The sequence below is a fragment of the Micromonospora cabrerizensis genome (assembly GCF_022230955.1).
In the GTDB taxonomy this organism is placed as follows: domain Bacteria; phylum Actinomycetota; class Actinomycetes; order Mycobacteriales; family Micromonosporaceae; genus Micromonospora; species Micromonospora cabrerizensis.
Genome location: NZ_JAKKFI010000103.1, coordinates 1 through 15,202, shown reverse-complemented (window position 1 = coordinate 15,202; position 15,202 = coordinate 1). Strand labels below are relative to the sequence as shown.

Genomic DNA, 15,202 nt, shown 5'->3' with positions numbered 1-15,202 from the left:
GTGACCGCTGGGCGAACGTCCCCAGGGTGGCACATCGTGCCGACAATCGATGCCCGCGCCACCTCCACTGTGGAGATGTCGGGGCTGCTCAGCCGGGCCGGTAGAGCGCGGCGAGCCCGGCCGCCGTGGCGGCCAGGCGCTCGCGGAGCGCCACCGGGGTCAGCACCTCGACGTCGGCGCCCAGGCGCAGCAGGTCACCGTGGGCGTGGGTGAGCGACTCGATCGGCAGCACCGCGGTCACCCAGCCGCGCGCGTCCGGCGGCCCGGCGCTGGCGTCCACCGCGGTCACCACCGGGTCGCTGCCGATCTCCCGCAACCGCTCACGACCGGCGGGGGAGAGCCGGACGGTGGCCTCGTCGCGGTGCAGCCGGGCGCGGAACCGCACCACGTGCGCCCGCCACCAGGCCGGCAGGTCGAAGTCGGCGGGTCGGTCGAACTCCTGCGCCAGCGGGGTCAGCGCGAGGATCTGGTTGACCCGGTACGTCGCCGGTGAGCCCCGACCGGGCTGGTCGGCCACCACATACCACCGGCCGCCCTTGAGGACCAGGCCGTACGGCTCCAGCACCCGGGTCACCTCACCGTTCCAGCCGCGGTAGCGCACCTCGATGCGGCGCTGCCGCCAGACGGCCTCGGCCGTGCGGGCCAGCTCGGGGGAGGCGTCGCCGTCGGCGTACCAGCCGGGGGTGTCCAGGTGGAAGCGTTGCTGGAGTCGGGCGGCCCGGTCGCGCAGCGGCGCGGGGAGGGCGGCCTGCAGCTTGAGTTGCAGCGCGGCGACCACGTCGCCGTAGCCCAGCTCGTCGGCGGGGCCGGGCAGCCCGGCCAGGAAGAGCCGGTCGGCCTCGTCGGCGGTCAGCCCGGTCAGGCGGGTCCGCCAGCCGTCGATTAGTTGGTAGCCGCCGGCGTGCCCGGCCTCTCCGTAGAGCGGGATGCCGGCGGCGTGCAGCGACTCCACGTCCCGGTAGATGGTGCGGGGGGACACGGCCAGCCGGTCGGCGAGCTGCGCGGCGGTCAACCGACCGTGCGACTGGAGCAGCAGCAGGACGGAGAGAAGTCGACTGGCCCGCACTTCACTGACACTAGCTGTCAGGGGAGCGGTCGTACCGTCCCGGCATGGCTTTTCGCGACAAGGATCTGAGAACACCGGGACCGATCACGGTGGACGGTCGTCAGCTCAAGCGCTACCACATCGACCAGCCCGAGCGGCCGATCGAGCCGGAGGTGGAGAAGGCCGCGTACGACCTGCTGCCGGCGCTGCTGGCGGAAACCGTCGACGACGGCACCCCGGCCGCCGGGTGGGTCGTGCTGCACCGGGGCGCGGACACCGGCGCCTACCTGCTGGCGTACACCTGGATGTTCGACAACGCGGTGGAGGTGCGCGTCGCGGTGGCCGGTCAGCCGGCACTGGACTGCCCGGACGACGACCCGGCACACTTCGTCCGCCCGCCCCACGTCGGGGTGGGCTGCGTCTGGGAGTTGGCGGTGCTGGAGCACGAGCGGGCCGCCTGGGTCCGGCACATGCTGACGCCGGAGAACCCGAATCTGACCGATTATCTGCGTGACACGCGAGCGGAAGGGCCGGTGGGCCGCTGATGGGCGACTTCGACTTCTTTGTGGGCACCTGGAACGTCGTGAACCGGCGGCTGCGCAAGCGCCTGGTCGGCTCCGACGAGTGGGAGGAGTTTCCCGGGGTGTCGGTCGCGCACGGCTTCTTCGCCGGTGGCGGCCACTTCGACGAGATCACGTTCCCGACCAGGGGCTCGGCCGGCGCCACGATCCGGATCTTCGACCCGGCGAGGCAGGAGTGGTCGATCTACTGGATGAGCAGCGACAGCGGCGTGCTGGGGCAGCCGCCGATGGTGGGCCGCTTCGTCGACGGGGTCGGCCGTTTCTACGCCGACGACCAGCACGAGGGGCGGCCGGTGCGCTGCCGGTTCATCTGGTCGGACATCAGCGCCACCACCGCCCGCTGGGAGCAGGCGTTCTCCGTCGACGGTGAGCAGACCTGGGAGACCAACTGGATCATGACTTTCACCAAGGCGTCCGACTAGTCGCGACCGGTCTCGCGCCAACTTTCGGCCATCCGGGTGCGGTGTTAGTGTCCGTCCACCGCCCCGGATGGAGGAACGCCTTGGCCTCCGACCACGTCGACGTGCTGATCATCGGTGCCGGTCTGTCCGGCATCGGCGCCGCCTGCCACCTGCGTCGGGACTGCCCCGACAAGACGTACGCGGTGCTGGAGGCGCGCGACGCCGTCGGCGGCACCTGGGACCTGTTCCGCTACCCGGGCATCCGCTCGGACTCGGACATGTTCACCCTCGGCTACTCGTTCAAGCCGTGGACCGCCCCGAAGGCCATCGCCGACGGCACGACCATCCTCCAGTACGTGCGGGAGACCGCCCGCGAGTACGACGTGCAGCGGCACATCCGTTTCGGGCACCGGGTGCTGCGCGCCGACTGGGACAGCGTCGCCGCCCGCTGGACGGTGCACGCCCAGCGCACCGACACCGCCGAGACCGTGGTGCTGACCTGCTCGTTCCTGTTCGCCTGCACCGGCTACTACCGCTACGACGAGGGTTACACCCCGGCGCTGCCCGGCCTCGACGCGTACACCGGGCAGGTGGTGCACCCACAGCACTGGCCCGACGACCTCGACCACGCCGGCAAGCGGGTGGTGGTGATCGGCAGCGGCGCCACGGCGGTCACCCTGGTGCCGGCCATGGCGCAGCAGGCCGCCCACGTGACGATGCTCCAGCGCTCGCCCACGTACGTCATGGCGCTGCCCTCGCGTGACCGGCTGGCCGACGCGCTGCGGCGCTGGCTGCCGGCGACGGCCGCGTATGCGGTGGTGCGCTGGAAGAACGTGCTGTTCTCCACCGTCAACTTCCAGCTCAGCCGGCGTGCGCCCGGCCTGGTGAGGCGGGTGCTGCGCCGGGCCGCGAGGGGCCGGCTCCCGGTCGGGTACGACGTCGACCGGCACTTCTCGCCCCGTTACGACCCGTGGGACCAGCGGCTCTGCGTGGCACCCGACGGCGACCTGTTCACGGCCGTCGCGCAGGGCAGGGCGTCGGTGGTCACCGACACCATCGACACCTTCACCGCGCACGGCGTGCGGCTGGCCTCCGGCGACGAGCTGCCCGCCGACATCGTGGTCACCGCGACCGGGCTCAACCTGCTGGCCCTCGGTGGCCTGACCCTGCGCGTGGACGGCGTCGACGTCGACCTCGCCAGCAGTGTCGCCTACAAGGGCATGATGCTCTCCGGCGTGCCGAACTTCGCCCTGACCATCGGCTACACCAACGCGTCGTGGACGCTCAAGGCCGACCTGGTCGCCGGGTACGTCTGCCGGCTGCTGCGCCACCTGGACCGCACCGGCCAGCAGGTCGTCACCCCGCTCCCGCCGCCCGACGCGCGGCGGGTGCCGCTGATCGACCTGCGCTCCTCCTACGTGCTGCGCGCCGTCGACGCGCTGCCCAAGCAGGGTGCGGCCGCGCCGTGGCGGTTGCACCAGAACTACGCCCGCGACGTGCTGCTGATGCGACACGGCCGGCTCACCGACGAGGGGGTGCGGTTCTCGCGCGCCGGCTGCCTGACCGCGCCCGACCACACCCCACGTCCCGTCGCGTCCGAGCGTCGGTAACCGCCAGCAGAGGAGCACCCATCGTGCAGAGGTTCGACTTCGCCGGTGCCACGGCCGTGGTCACCGGCGCGGCCAGCGGCATCGGCGCGGCGCTGGCGCACGCGCTGGCCCGCCGGGGCAGTGATCTGGTCCTGCTGGACCGCGACGCCGAGCGGCTGGACGCGGTCACCACCGCGATCCGCCTCGACCACCCGACCCGCCAGGTGCACACACACCTGCTGGATCTCGCCGACGTGACGGCCACCGCCCAGGTCGCCGCGGAGATCGTTCAGCGGCACCCGCGCGTACGACTGCTGGTGAACAACGCCGGCGTGGGCCTCGGGGGCCGGTTCGACCAGGTGACGTTCGACGAGTTCAGCTGGGTGATCGACGTCAACTTCCGGGCCGTGGTGCAGTTGACCCACGCGCTGCTGCCCACCCTCAAGGCGGAGCCGGGCGCGCACCTGGTCAACATCTCCAGCCTGTTCGGGCTGATCGCGCCGGCCGGGCAGACCGCGTACTCGGCCAGCAAGTTCGCGGTGCGCGGTTTCACCGAGGCGCTGCGCCACGAGCTGGTCGACGACGGCATCGGGGTGACGTCGGTGCACCCCGGCGGGATCCGCACCCGCATCACCGAGAACGCCCGGATCGGCAGCGGGGTGTCCCACGAGGAGTACGCGGCCGGCCGGGCGCAGTTCGAAAAGCTGCTCACCATCGCGCCGGAGCGCGCCGCCGAGGTGATCCTGCGGGGCGTCGAGCGGCGTCGGGGCCGGGTGCTGATCGGCTGGTCGGCGAAGCTGCCCGACCTGCTGGCCCGGGCCCTGCCGGCCTCGTACAACCGGCTTCTGGTCACCGGGCTGAACCGGGGCGTCGTCCGCTCCGCGCCGCCGACCCCCGGCGTGCCCGCGCAACGCCCCGGCGACGCCGCCGTCGACCCGGCCCGTGAGGTGGCCTGACCGGGGGCCCGGTCACGGCGGTGTGCTGCCCCGCTTCTCCTCCTGGGCCAGCACCGCCTCGCGGTGCTCCGGCTCGTCGCGGCGGGCCAGCTCGGCGGCGAGCCGCGGGTCGCCCACCAGCCGACCCCGGTTGCGGTGCAGAAAACTCTCGAAACCCCCGGTGTACGGGCAGGCCAGCTCGCCGAGCGCCCGCTCCGGCGTGTAGCGGCAGCCGCCGCAGTAGTCGCTGATCTCGTCGATGTCGGTGCCGTCCACCGCGTACGGGCGGGTGTCCAGGCGGGCCAGGTCGGCGTACTGGCTCATGCCGATCACCGTCGCGTTCATCACCCAGTCGGTGCCGTCGACGAAGCAGCGCTGGAACCAGTCCGCCAGCTCGGTCGGCCGCCAGCCGCGCTGCAACGCGTAGTTGCCCAGCACCAGCAGCCGGGGCGTGTGGTGGGTCCACGCGTGGTCCCGGACGGCACCGAGGACGTCGGCCAGGCAGCGGGCCTCCACGGCGTCCGCGTCCAAATCGGCGAACCACTCCGGCAGGGGCTCGGTCGCGGCCAGCCAGTTCACCCCCCGGAAGCGCGGCTCGAAGTACCAGTACAGCTGCCAGAGGAACTCCCGCCAGCCGAGCAACCCCCGGATGAAGGGCTCCACCGCCGTCCGCGGGGCCGTCCCGTCCCGCCACGCCTGCTCGGCGGCCCGCACGGCCGGCTCCGGGTGCAGCAACCCGAGGTTGAACGAGGACGACAGCACCGAGTGCGCGAACACCGGGTCGTCGCCGCTCATCACGTCGGCGTAGCGGCCGTACCCGGGGAGCCGGTGGGTCAGGAAGTGCGTCAACCGGGCCTGCGCCTCGGCGTGGGTGGCGGGGTGCCGCCGGGGGCCGTCCCGGCCGACGAACCGCACCCCGTCAGCCGCCCAGCGGTCCAGGTCGCGGCGGACCTCGGCGTCGATGTCGTCCTCGACGATCGGCGGGGGCGGTGGTGACACCGCCGGCACGTCCCACTCTTCGGCGCGGAGTCGACGCCCCGGCCCGGTCGTGGCGGCCGGCGTGCTCAGGATGTCGTGCCGCCGCTTCGCGTACCGGTAGAAGTCGGTCATCCGCAGCGGGCCGCGTCGGCTGCGGTCCGCCCAGCCGGCGAAGTCGGCCTGGCTGGTGACGAACCCGCGGGGTGGCAGCACGGTCAGCCCCGGCACCGACCGGGCGAAGCGCAGGGCCGACCGGGAGTGCGGATGGCAGACCTCCACCGGCTCGCCGACCTGCGCCAGCGCCTCCCGGAACGTGCCCGTCCGCAGCAGCAGCGCCCGGTCGCCCAGCTCGGCCGCCCGGTGCCGCAGCGCGGACAGGATCAGATGCGCCTTCTGCCGGTGTATCGGCCGTCGGCGGAACAGTTCTCGGATCTCCACCAGCAGCACCGGCTGGTCGGGGTCGTCGAGGAAGTGTGGCCCGAGTTGGTCGGCCAGCAACCATCGGCGGCGATACATGGCGCAATTCTGCCCAATGTCCGGCCGTCGCAACCGACGCCGGCCCGGCAGGTCGGGCACCGGATTCCGTGCGGCGTCGGTCAGGCCGGCTCGGCCACCCTCGCCCGGGGTCCGATGTCGCGGCGGCGCAGCACCACGGTCAGCGTCACGAGGACGACCAGCAGGGCCGCGACCACGTACACCGGGGCCGGGCCGAGCGGCGCCAGCAGCACGAGCAGCGCCACCACCGGGAAGGCGACGACCACCGCGCCGTGCTGGTCCTGGCGGTCGTGCAGCAGCCAGATCGTGAGCAGGAAGACCGCGACCGGGATCGCCACCGCGTAACCGGCGGTGGTCCCGGAGATGTGCGCGAGGTGCCGCTCGACGTCCACCGCCGCACCCAGGCCGGCGCCGACCGCGGCCACCGCCCCGAAGATCAGGTAGTGGCCGTACCCCCAGATCAGGGAGTACGGCATCCGGTCGGGTGCGTCGATCGGCCGGTCGAAGTAGAGCCACCAGAGCGCGAACACGATGAGCGCGCCGGCCGCCGCGAGCGACCACAGGTCGTGCTCCCCGGCGTCGAGGCCGGTCTGGATCGCCATCGAGATCGCCAGCACCGCCTCGCCGAGCACGATGAGGGTGAACAGCCCGTACCGCTCGGTGATGTGCCGGGGGTGCCAGGGGGTCATCCCGGGGCGTTCGGCCACCGCCGGGACCAGCAGATCGGCCAACACCAGCAGCACGAACGCCGCGATGCCCCACTCGGCGGGCACCAGCAGCCGCAGCAGCCACCCGACCTGCACCACGCTCACGCCGATCGCGTAGCGGCGCGCCGCCGCCCGGTGCCGGGGATCGCCGACCGCCGCGCGGCTCCAGTGCACGACGGCGGCCAGCCGCATCACCACGTACCCGTAGGTGATGACGGTGAAGTTGCCGTCGGCGAAGGCCGGTGGCACCCCGGCGGCCAGGATCAGCGCCCCGGAGATCTGCACCAGCGTGGTGATCCGGTAGACGTCGTCGTCGGTGTCGTAGGCCGAGGCGAACCAGGTGAAGTTCACCCACGACCACCAGATCGCGAAGAACACCATGAGGTAGCTGGTCGCCGCGTGGCGGAGGTGCCCCTCGGCGACGTCGTGGTGCAGGCTGCTGGCCGCCTGTGCCACCGCCACCACGAAACACAGGTCGAAGAAGAGTTCCAGTGGGGTGGCCGCCCGGTGCGGCTCGTCGCGGCGGCGAGGCCGCATCGGCCGGTAGAACGGCCGCACCGAACGGGAGACGGTCACCGGAACGTCTCAGCGCTCAGCGGTGCCGCCGACGGCCGTGGGTCAGCCCCTCCAGCACCAGGGTCAGCCCGGCGCCGATCAGCCAGACGTCCTTCGCGAGCCCCGCGCCCTGCTGCGTCGGGCGGATGCTGCCGGGCTCCCGCATCCCCGGCGTCTTCAGGTAGAGCTGCGCCAGGCCCGCGCCGAACCCGGTCAGGCCGAGCCCGACCAACGGCGCCGGGACGAACGGCGCGAGCAGCGCGGCCCCCAGCGCGATCTCCGAGTACGCCAGCAGCTTGGCGAAGCGCGCCGGCTCGAACTGGCCGAGCTGGGGCATGGCGGCGACCGCCATCCCGTGCATCCCCTCAGCGGCGGCGCCCTCCAGGTTGCGCTTGCCCAGACCCGAGTTGAGAAAGTACGCGCCGATGCTGACCCGCAACGGCAGGTGTGCGAGCTTCATGGTCACTCCCGATGGCCGTGGTCGCAATGCGGCCCGCGTACCCGGGACCGCCCCCGATAACCGCCGGGCCGGCTGGGCTGGCCGTGGTGGTCGCGGTAGGTTCGCCGGGGGCCCGCCGCCGAGCCCGTGGCGCACCCGCCCACCCGGCGCCCGGCCCTGCCGCAGACCACCAGCAGGAGGCGAAGTGAGCCAGGAAGTCCGGGGAGTCATCTCCCGCAGCAAGGGAGCACCGGTCGAGGTCACCACCATCGTGGTGCCCGATCCCGGCCCCGGTGAGGCCGTCGTCCGGATCCAGTCCTGCGGCGTCTGCCACACCGACCTGCACTACCGCGAGGGCGGCATCAACGACGACTACCCGTTCCTGCTCGGCCACGAGGCGGCGGGCATCGTCGAGCAGGTGGGTGAGGGCGTCACCGACGTCGCCCCGGGTGACTTCGTGGTCCTCAACTGGCGTGCGGTCTGCGGGGTCTGCCGCGCCTGCCGCCGGGGTCGCCCCTGGTACTGCTTCAACACCCACAACGCCACCCAGCGGATGACCCTCACCGACGGCACCGAACTCGCACCGGCGCTGGGCATCGGCGCGTTCGCCGAGAAGACCCTGGTGCACGCGGGGCAGTGCACGAAGGTCAACCCGGCGGCCCGACCGGCCGCCGTGGGTCTGCTCGGCTGCGGTGTGATGGCCGGGCTCGGCGCGGCGATGAACACCGGCAACGTCACCCGCGGCGACTCGGTCGCGGTGATCGGCTGCGGCGGTGTCGGGGACGCGGCGGTCGTCGGTGCGGCCCTCGCCGGCGCCACCACGATCGTCGCGGTGGACACCGACAGCCGCAAACTGGAGTGGGCGCGTCAGTTCGGCGCCACGCACACCGTGAACGCCTCGGAGACCGACCCGGTCGAGGCCATCCGGGCCGCCACGGGCGGCTTCGGCGCCGACGTGGTGATCGACGCGGTGGGTCGACCGGAGACGTGGAAGCAGGCGTTCTACGCCCGGGATCTCGCCGGCACGGTGGTGCTGGTCGGCGTACCGACCCCGCAGATGCAGATCGAGCTGCCGCTGCTGGACGTCTTCGGGCGCGGCGGCGCCCTCAAGTCCAGCTGGTACGGCGACTGCCTGCCCAGCCGGGACTTCCCGATGCTCACCGAGCTGTACCTTCAGGGACGCCTCGACCTGGACGCGTTCGTCACCGAGGAGATCGCGCTCGACCAGGTCGAGAACGCGTTCGAGCGGATGCACCACGGCGACGTCCTCCGCTCGGTGGTGGTGTTCCCGTGACCGCCCGGATCGACCGCGCGGTCACCTCCGGCACGTTCTCCCTGGACGGGCAGACCTTCGACGTCGACAACAACGTCTGGGTGATCGGCGACGACCGGGAGTGCGTCGTCCTGGACGCGCCGCACGACGTGGCCGCGATCCTCGCCCTGGTGGGTGACCGCCAGGTCCGGGCGATCCTGGCCACCCACGCCCACGACGACCACGTCCGGGTCGCACCCGAGCTGGCCGAGGCCACCGGCGCGCCGGTGCTGCTGCACACCGCCGACCGGGTGTTGTGGGACATGGTCCACCCGCACCTGCCGCCGCACGGCGAGTTGCTCGACGGGCAGGACATCGAGGTCGGCGGCACGACGCTTCGGGTGCTGCACACCCCCGGGCACAGCCCCGGCGCGTGCAGCTTCCACGCCCCCGATCTGGGCGTGGTGTTCACCGGCGACACGCTCTTCGCCGGGGGTCCGGGTGCGACGGGCCGCTCGTACAGCGACTTCGACACCATCGTCCAGTCGATCCGCACCCGCCTGCTCACCCTGCCGGCGGAGACGGTCGTGCACACCGGTCACGGCGACGACACCACGATCGGCGCGGAGGCGCCCCACCTGCCGGAGTGGCTGGCTCGCGGCCACTGAGCCTCGGCGCGCCCGCCTGTCGACCGCGCGCCCGCCTGCTGGCGCGCGGTCGACGGCTCAGCGTTCGTCGACCGCGCCCAGCACCGGCTTGACGTCCAGGACCGGGGTCCCGTCGAGGGCCTCCAGGTCGGCCACCTGGACACGCAGGCCGTCCACCGCGAGGACCCGCACCCGGTGCAGCCCGATCGGGTTGGGCCGGTGCGGGGAGCGGGTGCTGAACACCCCGGTCTCCGGCCGGCTCCCGTCGCCGCGCGGGTGCACCGCCAGCACGTCGCGCCGGGCGCGGTCCAACCAGGTCAGCACCAACACCTCCGCGCCGACGCGCAGGTCGCGCAGGGCCCGTTCGACCGGGGCGTCGAAGATCAGCCACGCCGCCGGCGCACCCTCGTCGCCCTGCCGGGGCGCGCTGGCCGCGTCGGTCAACGGCGAGGCGACCCGCCCGACCGGGCGCAGCAGGTACGTGTCATCGCTCGCCGCCTCGACCACGCTCGCTCCCCTCTGGACGGTCCCAACCTAACCGCACGGCGGGGCTAGGTCTTCTGCCCAGAGAGGTTGGGGACGCGGCTGGCGGTCCGGCAAGGCGGATATTCGTTCGGATACCGGTGTCGTATCTGGGCGAATATCCAACGCGGCCGGTCGTCGTGCGGGCCCGCCGCAGGCCGGCCAGGGGCTTTGACACAGACCCTAGGATCCCGAACATGGCCGCCGACTCGCCCGCCCCCGTTGTCCGCCAGCTGCGACTCGTGGTGGAGGCCGCCGACCACGACGCTGCCGTCGCGTTCTTCCGGGACGCACTCGGCCTGCCCGAGGAGGCGGCGTTCACCGGTGACGGCGACGCCCGGGTGGTGATCCTCGACGCCGGCCGCGCCACCCTGGAGATCGCCAACCCGGCGCAGAAGCGCATGATCGACGAGGTCGAGGTGGGTCGGCAGGTCGCGCCCCGCCTCCGGGTGGCCTTCGAGGTGGACGACGCCGAGGCGACCACCGCCCGGTTGGTCGCCGCCGGGGCGAGCGAGGTCGCCCCGCCCACCCGCACGCCGTGGCAGTCGCTCAACTCCCGCCTCGACGCCCCGGCCGACCTGCACATCACCATCTTTCAGGAGCTGGGCCCCGGGCGGGACGGCGATGGCCCCGGACGTGACGGTGACGTCTGAGCGGGGCGGGCTGCGCGTCGCCGCTCTCACCCCGGCGCAGACGGCTGCCGTCGCGTACGTGCGGTCGTTGGCCGTGGTCGAGCGTCCTGCCGCGCTGGCCACCATCGCCCGGCACCTCGCCACCGCCACCGCCGACGACGTCCACCGCCCGGAGCATCTGCTGGCCGCCATCGGGTCCGGGCGGCTGACCGTCAACTTCCACCCCGACCGGTTGTGCGCCGACGGCCGGACTGTCGCCGACGCCCTGGCCGGGGACGGGGCGTACCGCAGCCAGTTCGTCACCGGCATCTCCAACGGTGGGCTCACCGCGTACCCCGGTGGTGACCGGGACCGCTGGGAGCACCGGATGTTCGACGGTGCGTACCAGCGGCCCGGCGTGACATCGGCGCAGCGGCCCACGTACGGCGGCCTGAACCTGCTCGACCACGCGGACGGCGCCTGCCCCCGCTTCGGCTCCTGCCACCTGCGGCTGCGCCCCCCGGTGCTGAGCCGGGCGACCTTCTGCCTCGGGGACAGCCACCTCAGCCCGACAGTGGTGGGCACGGCCGACGCGTTCGAGGCGGTGCTCGCCGGGCTCCTGGCCGGCGTCGCCGCCACCGGCGAGTGCCTGGGACGTGCCGGGACCGACCTCGCCACGCTGGCGCGGACGTTGCTGGACCCGCCGACCGGCCCGGGCACGGTCGGTCGCGCGTTGGACGACTACGTGGAGGCCCAGGTCCACGGCACGCTCGATCTCGCGTACGACGTCGAGGCGCTGGTGGTGGACCCGTCCTTCGCCGGCACCCCGACCGGCGCGACGCTGGAATCGATCGCGCAGCGGCACGGTTTCCCGTTGCGGTGGCACCCGGGCTTCGTGCTGGCCGTCGACCGGGTCGACGCGGAGTTCCGGGGTCCCGCGATCCCGGTGTTGGCAGCTCGGGTGCACCGGGAGTTCGCCCGGGCGGGTGAGCCGGTGGACGCGGCGCTGATCGGTCGGGCGGCGGCCTCGGTGGTCGCCGAACCGCACCGGTGGGCGGACCGCGGCCCGATCGCGGACACCCTGCAACACCTCAAGCAGCTCTGGCACGTGCTGGTCCGCCACGGCACGGCGTACGGCACCTGATCTGCCGGGTCGTCACCCCTGCGTCGAACGTCCGTTTCGGTGCGCCGCTGCGGTCGACCGTCCCATTTCCCGGGGTGACCGGGACCGCACCGCACCCCGGCCCCGGCATTTCCGGAATGACCGACACGTGAACCTGGTTGTGTCCCCCGTACCGCCGGAGCCCAAACGCTTTTCCGCGGTCATCTCCCGAGGAGTGTTCACCCCGGAGCGCTCCGCACGATCGAGAGGGCAACCATCGTGAAGGTCGACTTCACTCGATGGCTCCCCGCCATCGCTAAGGACTCGTACCGCAAGACCGCACTGAGCGTGGCGGGTGTGGCCGCCCTCGGTGGTCTGGCGCTCGCGCCGACCGCGGTCGCCGCCCCCGTCACCACCGGCCCGCACCAGGGCGCCGTCGCCGCCATCGACCGCGCCACCGGCAAGGCCGCCACCACGGCCAGCCAGGACGACCAGCCCGTCGAGTCGGGCCTGACCACCGGCTCCGCCACCGGCAAGCCGCCGGCGGGCAAGCCGAGCCGCGACCAGCTGATCCCACACGGCATCGAGGGTGCCCAGTCGCGGGTACCGCTCGACGACGCGCAACTGGCCAACGCCCGCAAGATCGTCGACGCCGCCAAGAAGACCGGCGTCGGTGACCGGGGCGCGGTGATCGGCGTCGCCACCTCGCTGCAGGAGTCGAAGCTGTACAACCTCGGCCACCTCGGCGCGTACAACGACCACGACTCGCAGGGCCTGTTCCAGCAGCGCCCGTCGTCCGGTTGGGGCACGCCCGACCAGATCACCGACCCGGAGTACGCCGCCACGGCGTTCTTCACCGCACTCAAGAACGTCGGCGGCTGGCAGGACCTGCCGCTGACCACCGCCGCGCAGACCGTCCAGGTCTCGGCCTTCCCCTACGCGTACGCGCAGTGGGAGGAGCAGGCGGCGGACATCGTCCAGCAGATGTGGTGACACCCGCACAGAAACCGGCCGGCTCCCCTTGACGGGAGCCGGCCGGTTTCGTGCTGTCCGGGTTTCGTGTCGGTCGGGTGGCTCAGCAGGCGGGGTAGAGCCGTCGGGTGCCGACGCCGGCGGCGTACGCGTCGCGGTCGCTGAACCGGCAGCCGTAGTCCGGCCGGGCCACCACCGCCGGGTCGGTCACGGTGTCACCGGCCGGGCGCTTGCCGGTGCGTACCCAGGAGGTCAGGTCGTCCCAGGCGGCGCCGGCCTCCGCCGGGGAGAACTCGCAGTGCTGCGTGGCCCGGATGGCCCGCTGGACCACCAGCTTGCCGCGGCCGTTGCGCGCCACGTCAGCGGCGTACGCCTGCTCCATGCTGAACGGGACGAACAGGTCACCGAGGCCGTGCAGGCTGAGCACCGGCGCGGTGGGTCGACCGGCGATCCGCGGCACCTCGGTCAGCGTCGGCAGGAGCCGCTGCACGACGTTCTCCGGGGCGACCCGCGGCACGGCGGCGTTGACGTTCACCGGGCTGTTCGGGGCGTACCGGGTGAGCAGGTTCGTGGACAGCTGACCGGGCCGCTGGGCGGGGGAGTTGCCGCTGCTGGTGGGCACGCTGATCGAGAAGAGGAAGTCCTTCCACACCGCGAACGCGGCGTCGGCTCCCGGGCGCGGCCCGCCGGAACGGTTCACCGTGATCGCCCGCAGTTGCTGGCCCCGCTCGGTGGTGGTGTCCGGCCCGGTGGGAGTCAACCCGGCCAGACCGAGCGCCACCTGGATGCGGGGCACCGCGTTGGTCAGGTAGTCGGCCGGTGTCGGATAGGCCGGCACCCCGGCGAGTGTCTGCGCGACCAGGTTGTAGTCCAGGTAGAAGTCCAGCAGGGTCTGGTCACCGAGCACCCCGCACATCGGCAGCGCCCCGTCGTAGAAGCCGGGATACTGCTCCAGCGAGCGCCCGATGACGTACCCACCCATCGACACCCCGGCGACGTAGGTGTGCTGCGGCCGGCGGACCGTCCGCCCGAAGTGGTCGGCGAGATCCTTGGTGCCCAGCACCCCGGACCGGATGTCGAAGCCGTTGCGGTCGTACGAGGACGACGCCCACGCGTACCCCTGTTCCAGCACTCGCTGGCGCAGCCCGAAGCCCGGCTGCTCCGGCGAGAGCACCGTGCCCTGGCCGCGGTAGCCGTGCGCCCACATCACCAGGTCACCGTTCCACCGGGCGGGGACCTCGATGATGTACCCGGCGTGGCGGTGCACGCCCTGCCGTACCGTCGTCGGTTTGCCGCCCACGACCAGCGGAGCCAGCGGCGGATTCTCGATGGTGTACCCGGGTAGCGGCTCGCCGCCCCTCGGGTCGCGACCGGTGGCGCTGGCCGGCGCGGCACCGGCCAGCCCGACCGCGAGGGTCAGCGTCGCGGTGGTGGCGAGCAGCCGGCGGAGGGTACGAACGGGTGCGGACAGCATCGATGCTCCCCATCGGACGGACGTCGCCCGGGGGCGACCAGGCGGGACGGTTGCCTACCGGCCGGTAGCGTCCTGAACCTAGGACCGCCGTCGACCAGTGTCAATGGCTGTGCTGATCGGCCGGTCAAGCGTGGCTGTCCGGCCGATCAGACCGGGGCCCCCTCCTCGTGCCGCGCGGTGCCGGCCGCTGGCCGGGGCCGGCTACCTGCGGTGGCTGACCTGGCGGGCGCTGTGGTTGGGCATCCGGGGTTCGCCCGCACCCGGTCGCACGGGTCGGTGGGCCGGTCGGGTTGACTGGTCGCCGTGGACGAGTCGATCTGGGAGGCGGCCCGCGCGTCGCGTAGCTGGTTGGACGCGGCGAACGGCGCCGGGCAAACCGAACTGACCTGCCGCATCCTCAAGCTGACCGAGGAGGCGGGGGAGGCGTCGGCGGCCTGGATCGGCCTGCTCGGGCAGAATCCGCGCAAAGGCGTCACCCACACCCGCGATGATGTCGCGGCAGAGTTGGCCGATGTCGCCTTCACGGCGCTGGTCGCCATCGAGAGCCTGGGGCTGGACGCGCAGACGGTCCTGGACGCCTGCGCCGCGAAGGTGCGCTCCCGCCTCACGGACTGAAAGCGGCGCGCACTCGTACCAGCCGTCGCGATCCGACCCGGCCTCGGTCGTGGGTCCTGTCCGGCTGGCGTTTCCGTCCTGCCTGGCTGGCGTTTTTGGTCCTGTCCGGCTGGCGTTTCCGTCCTGCCTGGCTGGCGTTTTTGGTCCTGTCCGGCTGGCGTTTCCGTCCTGCCTGGCTGGCGTTTTTGGTCCTGTCCGGCTGGCGTTTCCGTCCCGCCTGGCTGGCGTTTTTGGTCCTGTCCGGCTGGCGTTTCCGTCCTGCCTGGCCGCGTCGTTTTGGGC

General features: G+C 72.8%; 17 protein-coding genes. 11 read left to right on the top strand and 6 right to left on the bottom strand.

The annotated features are described in order from the left end of the window. Positions 1-88: 88 nt before the first annotated feature. Complete coding sequence (locus tag LADH09A_RS27390) at positions 89-1,066, bottom strand: helix-turn-helix transcriptional regulator (protein ID WP_238648530.1); 978 nt, start codon at positions 1,064-1,066, stop codon at positions 89-91. 44 nt (positions 1,067-1,110) lie between these two features. On the opposite strand from LADH09A_RS27390, the gene LADH09A_RS27385 reads away from it, so the two are divergent. From LADH09A_RS27385 to LADH09A_RS27370, 4 genes are all read left to right on the top strand, one after another. Continuing rightward, positions 1,111-1,590: a hypothetical protein gene (locus tag LADH09A_RS27385; protein WP_238648529.1), complete on the top strand. Its 480-nt coding sequence runs from the start codon at positions 1,111-1,113 to the stop codon at positions 1,588-1,590. Beyond that, complete coding sequence (locus LADH09A_RS27380) at positions 1,590-2,048, top strand: hypothetical protein (protein ID WP_238648528.1); 459 nt, start codon at positions 1,590-1,592, stop codon at positions 2,046-2,048. Before LADH09A_RS27385 ends, LADH09A_RS27380 begins: the two co-directional genes overlap by 1 nt. Before the next feature lie 80 nt (positions 2,049-2,128). Beyond that, positions 2,129-3,637 (top strand): flavin-containing monooxygenase, encoded by a 1,509-nt coding sequence (locus tag LADH09A_RS27375; RefSeq protein ID WP_238648527.1) that lies wholly within the window; start codon positions 2,129-2,131, stop codon positions 3,635-3,637. Between the two features lie 23 nt (positions 3,638-3,660). After that, on the top strand, positions 3,661-4,572 hold the full coding sequence (locus tag LADH09A_RS27370) for an SDR family NAD(P)-dependent oxidoreductase (protein WP_238648526.1): 912 nt from the start codon (positions 3,661-3,663) through the stop codon (positions 4,570-4,572). A gap of 12 nt (positions 4,573-4,584) precedes the next feature. Here LADH09A_RS27370 and LADH09A_RS27365 read toward each other — a convergent pair whose 3' ends face one another. The 3 genes from LADH09A_RS27365 to LADH09A_RS27355 form a co-directional block, all read right to left on the bottom strand. Beyond that, a complete protein-coding gene (locus LADH09A_RS27365) occupies positions 4,585-6,045 on the bottom strand; it encodes a cryptochrome/photolyase family protein (protein ID WP_238648525.1) in 1,461 nt (486 codons plus the stop codon). A gap of 80 nt (positions 6,046-6,125) precedes the next feature. Beyond that, positions 6,126-7,307: a low temperature requirement protein A gene (locus LADH09A_RS27360; protein WP_238648524.1), complete on the bottom strand. Its 1,182-nt coding sequence runs from the start codon at positions 7,305-7,307 to the stop codon at positions 6,126-6,128. A 16-nt stretch (positions 7,308-7,323) separates the two neighbouring features. Continuing rightward, positions 7,324-7,746 carry a hypothetical protein gene (locus LADH09A_RS27355; protein WP_238648522.1) on the bottom strand — a complete coding sequence of 141 codons (423 nt, stop codon included), beginning with the start codon at positions 7,744-7,746 and terminating at the stop codon, positions 7,324-7,326. Positions 7,747-7,930: 184 nt separating this feature from the next. Here LADH09A_RS27355 and LADH09A_RS27350 point away from each other — a divergent pair, with 184 nt between their 5' ends. Then, complete coding sequence (locus LADH09A_RS27350; RefSeq protein WP_238648521.1) at positions 7,931-9,019, top strand: S-(hydroxymethyl)mycothiol dehydrogenase; 1,089 nt, start codon at positions 7,931-7,933, stop codon at positions 9,017-9,019. Beyond that, positions 9,016-9,645, top strand: coding sequence for an MBL fold metallo-hydrolase (locus LADH09A_RS27345; protein WP_238648519.1), 630 nt, complete (start codon positions 9,016-9,018; stop codon positions 9,643-9,645). Before LADH09A_RS27350 ends, LADH09A_RS27345 begins: the two co-directional genes overlap by 4 nt. Before the next feature lie 57 nt (positions 9,646-9,702). Here LADH09A_RS27345 and tsaA read toward each other — a convergent pair whose 3' ends face one another. Beyond that, complete coding sequence (gene tsaA / locus LADH09A_RS27340) at positions 9,703-10,131, bottom strand: tRNA (N6-threonylcarbamoyladenosine(37)-N6)-methyltransferase TrmO (protein WP_238648517.1); 429 nt, start codon at positions 10,129-10,131, stop codon at positions 9,703-9,705. Between the two features lie 212 nt (positions 10,132-10,343). Here tsaA and LADH09A_RS27335 point away from each other — a divergent pair, with 212 nt between their 5' ends. From LADH09A_RS27335 to LADH09A_RS27325, 3 genes are all read left to right on the top strand, one after another. After that, a complete protein-coding gene (locus LADH09A_RS27335; protein WP_238648515.1) occupies positions 10,344-10,799 on the top strand; it encodes a VOC family protein in 456 nt (151 codons plus the stop codon). Then, complete coding sequence (locus LADH09A_RS27330) at positions 10,783-11,901, top strand: DUF3626 domain-containing protein (protein ID WP_238648513.1); 1,119 nt, start codon at positions 10,783-10,785, stop codon at positions 11,899-11,901. Before LADH09A_RS27335 ends, LADH09A_RS27330 begins: the two co-directional genes overlap by 17 nt. Positions 11,902-12,138: 237 nt before the next feature. Continuing rightward, positions 12,139-12,852 (top strand): hypothetical protein, encoded by a 714-nt coding sequence (locus LADH09A_RS27325; protein WP_238648512.1) that lies wholly within the window; start codon positions 12,139-12,141, stop codon positions 12,850-12,852. An 82-nt stretch (positions 12,853-12,934) separates the two neighbouring features. Here LADH09A_RS27325 and LADH09A_RS27320 read toward each other — a convergent pair whose 3' ends face one another. Further along, positions 12,935-14,305 carry a hypothetical protein gene (locus tag LADH09A_RS27320; RefSeq protein ID WP_238648511.1) on the bottom strand — a complete coding sequence of 457 codons (1,371 nt, stop codon included), beginning with the start codon at positions 14,303-14,305 and terminating at the stop codon, positions 12,935-12,937. Positions 14,306-14,608: 303 nt separating this feature from the next. Between LADH09A_RS27320 and LADH09A_RS27315 the strand changes: the two genes are divergently transcribed. Together LADH09A_RS27315 and LADH09A_RS27310 are read left to right on the top strand one after the other, a co-directional pair. Then, positions 14,609-14,920, top strand: coding sequence for a MazG-like family protein (locus LADH09A_RS27315; protein WP_238648509.1), 312 nt, complete (start codon positions 14,609-14,611; stop codon positions 14,918-14,920). Positions 14,921-15,015: 95 nt separating this feature from the next. After that, on the top strand, positions 15,016-15,202 hold a 187-nt coding region (locus LADH09A_RS27310), incomplete at its 3' end, for a hypothetical protein (protein WP_238648508.1).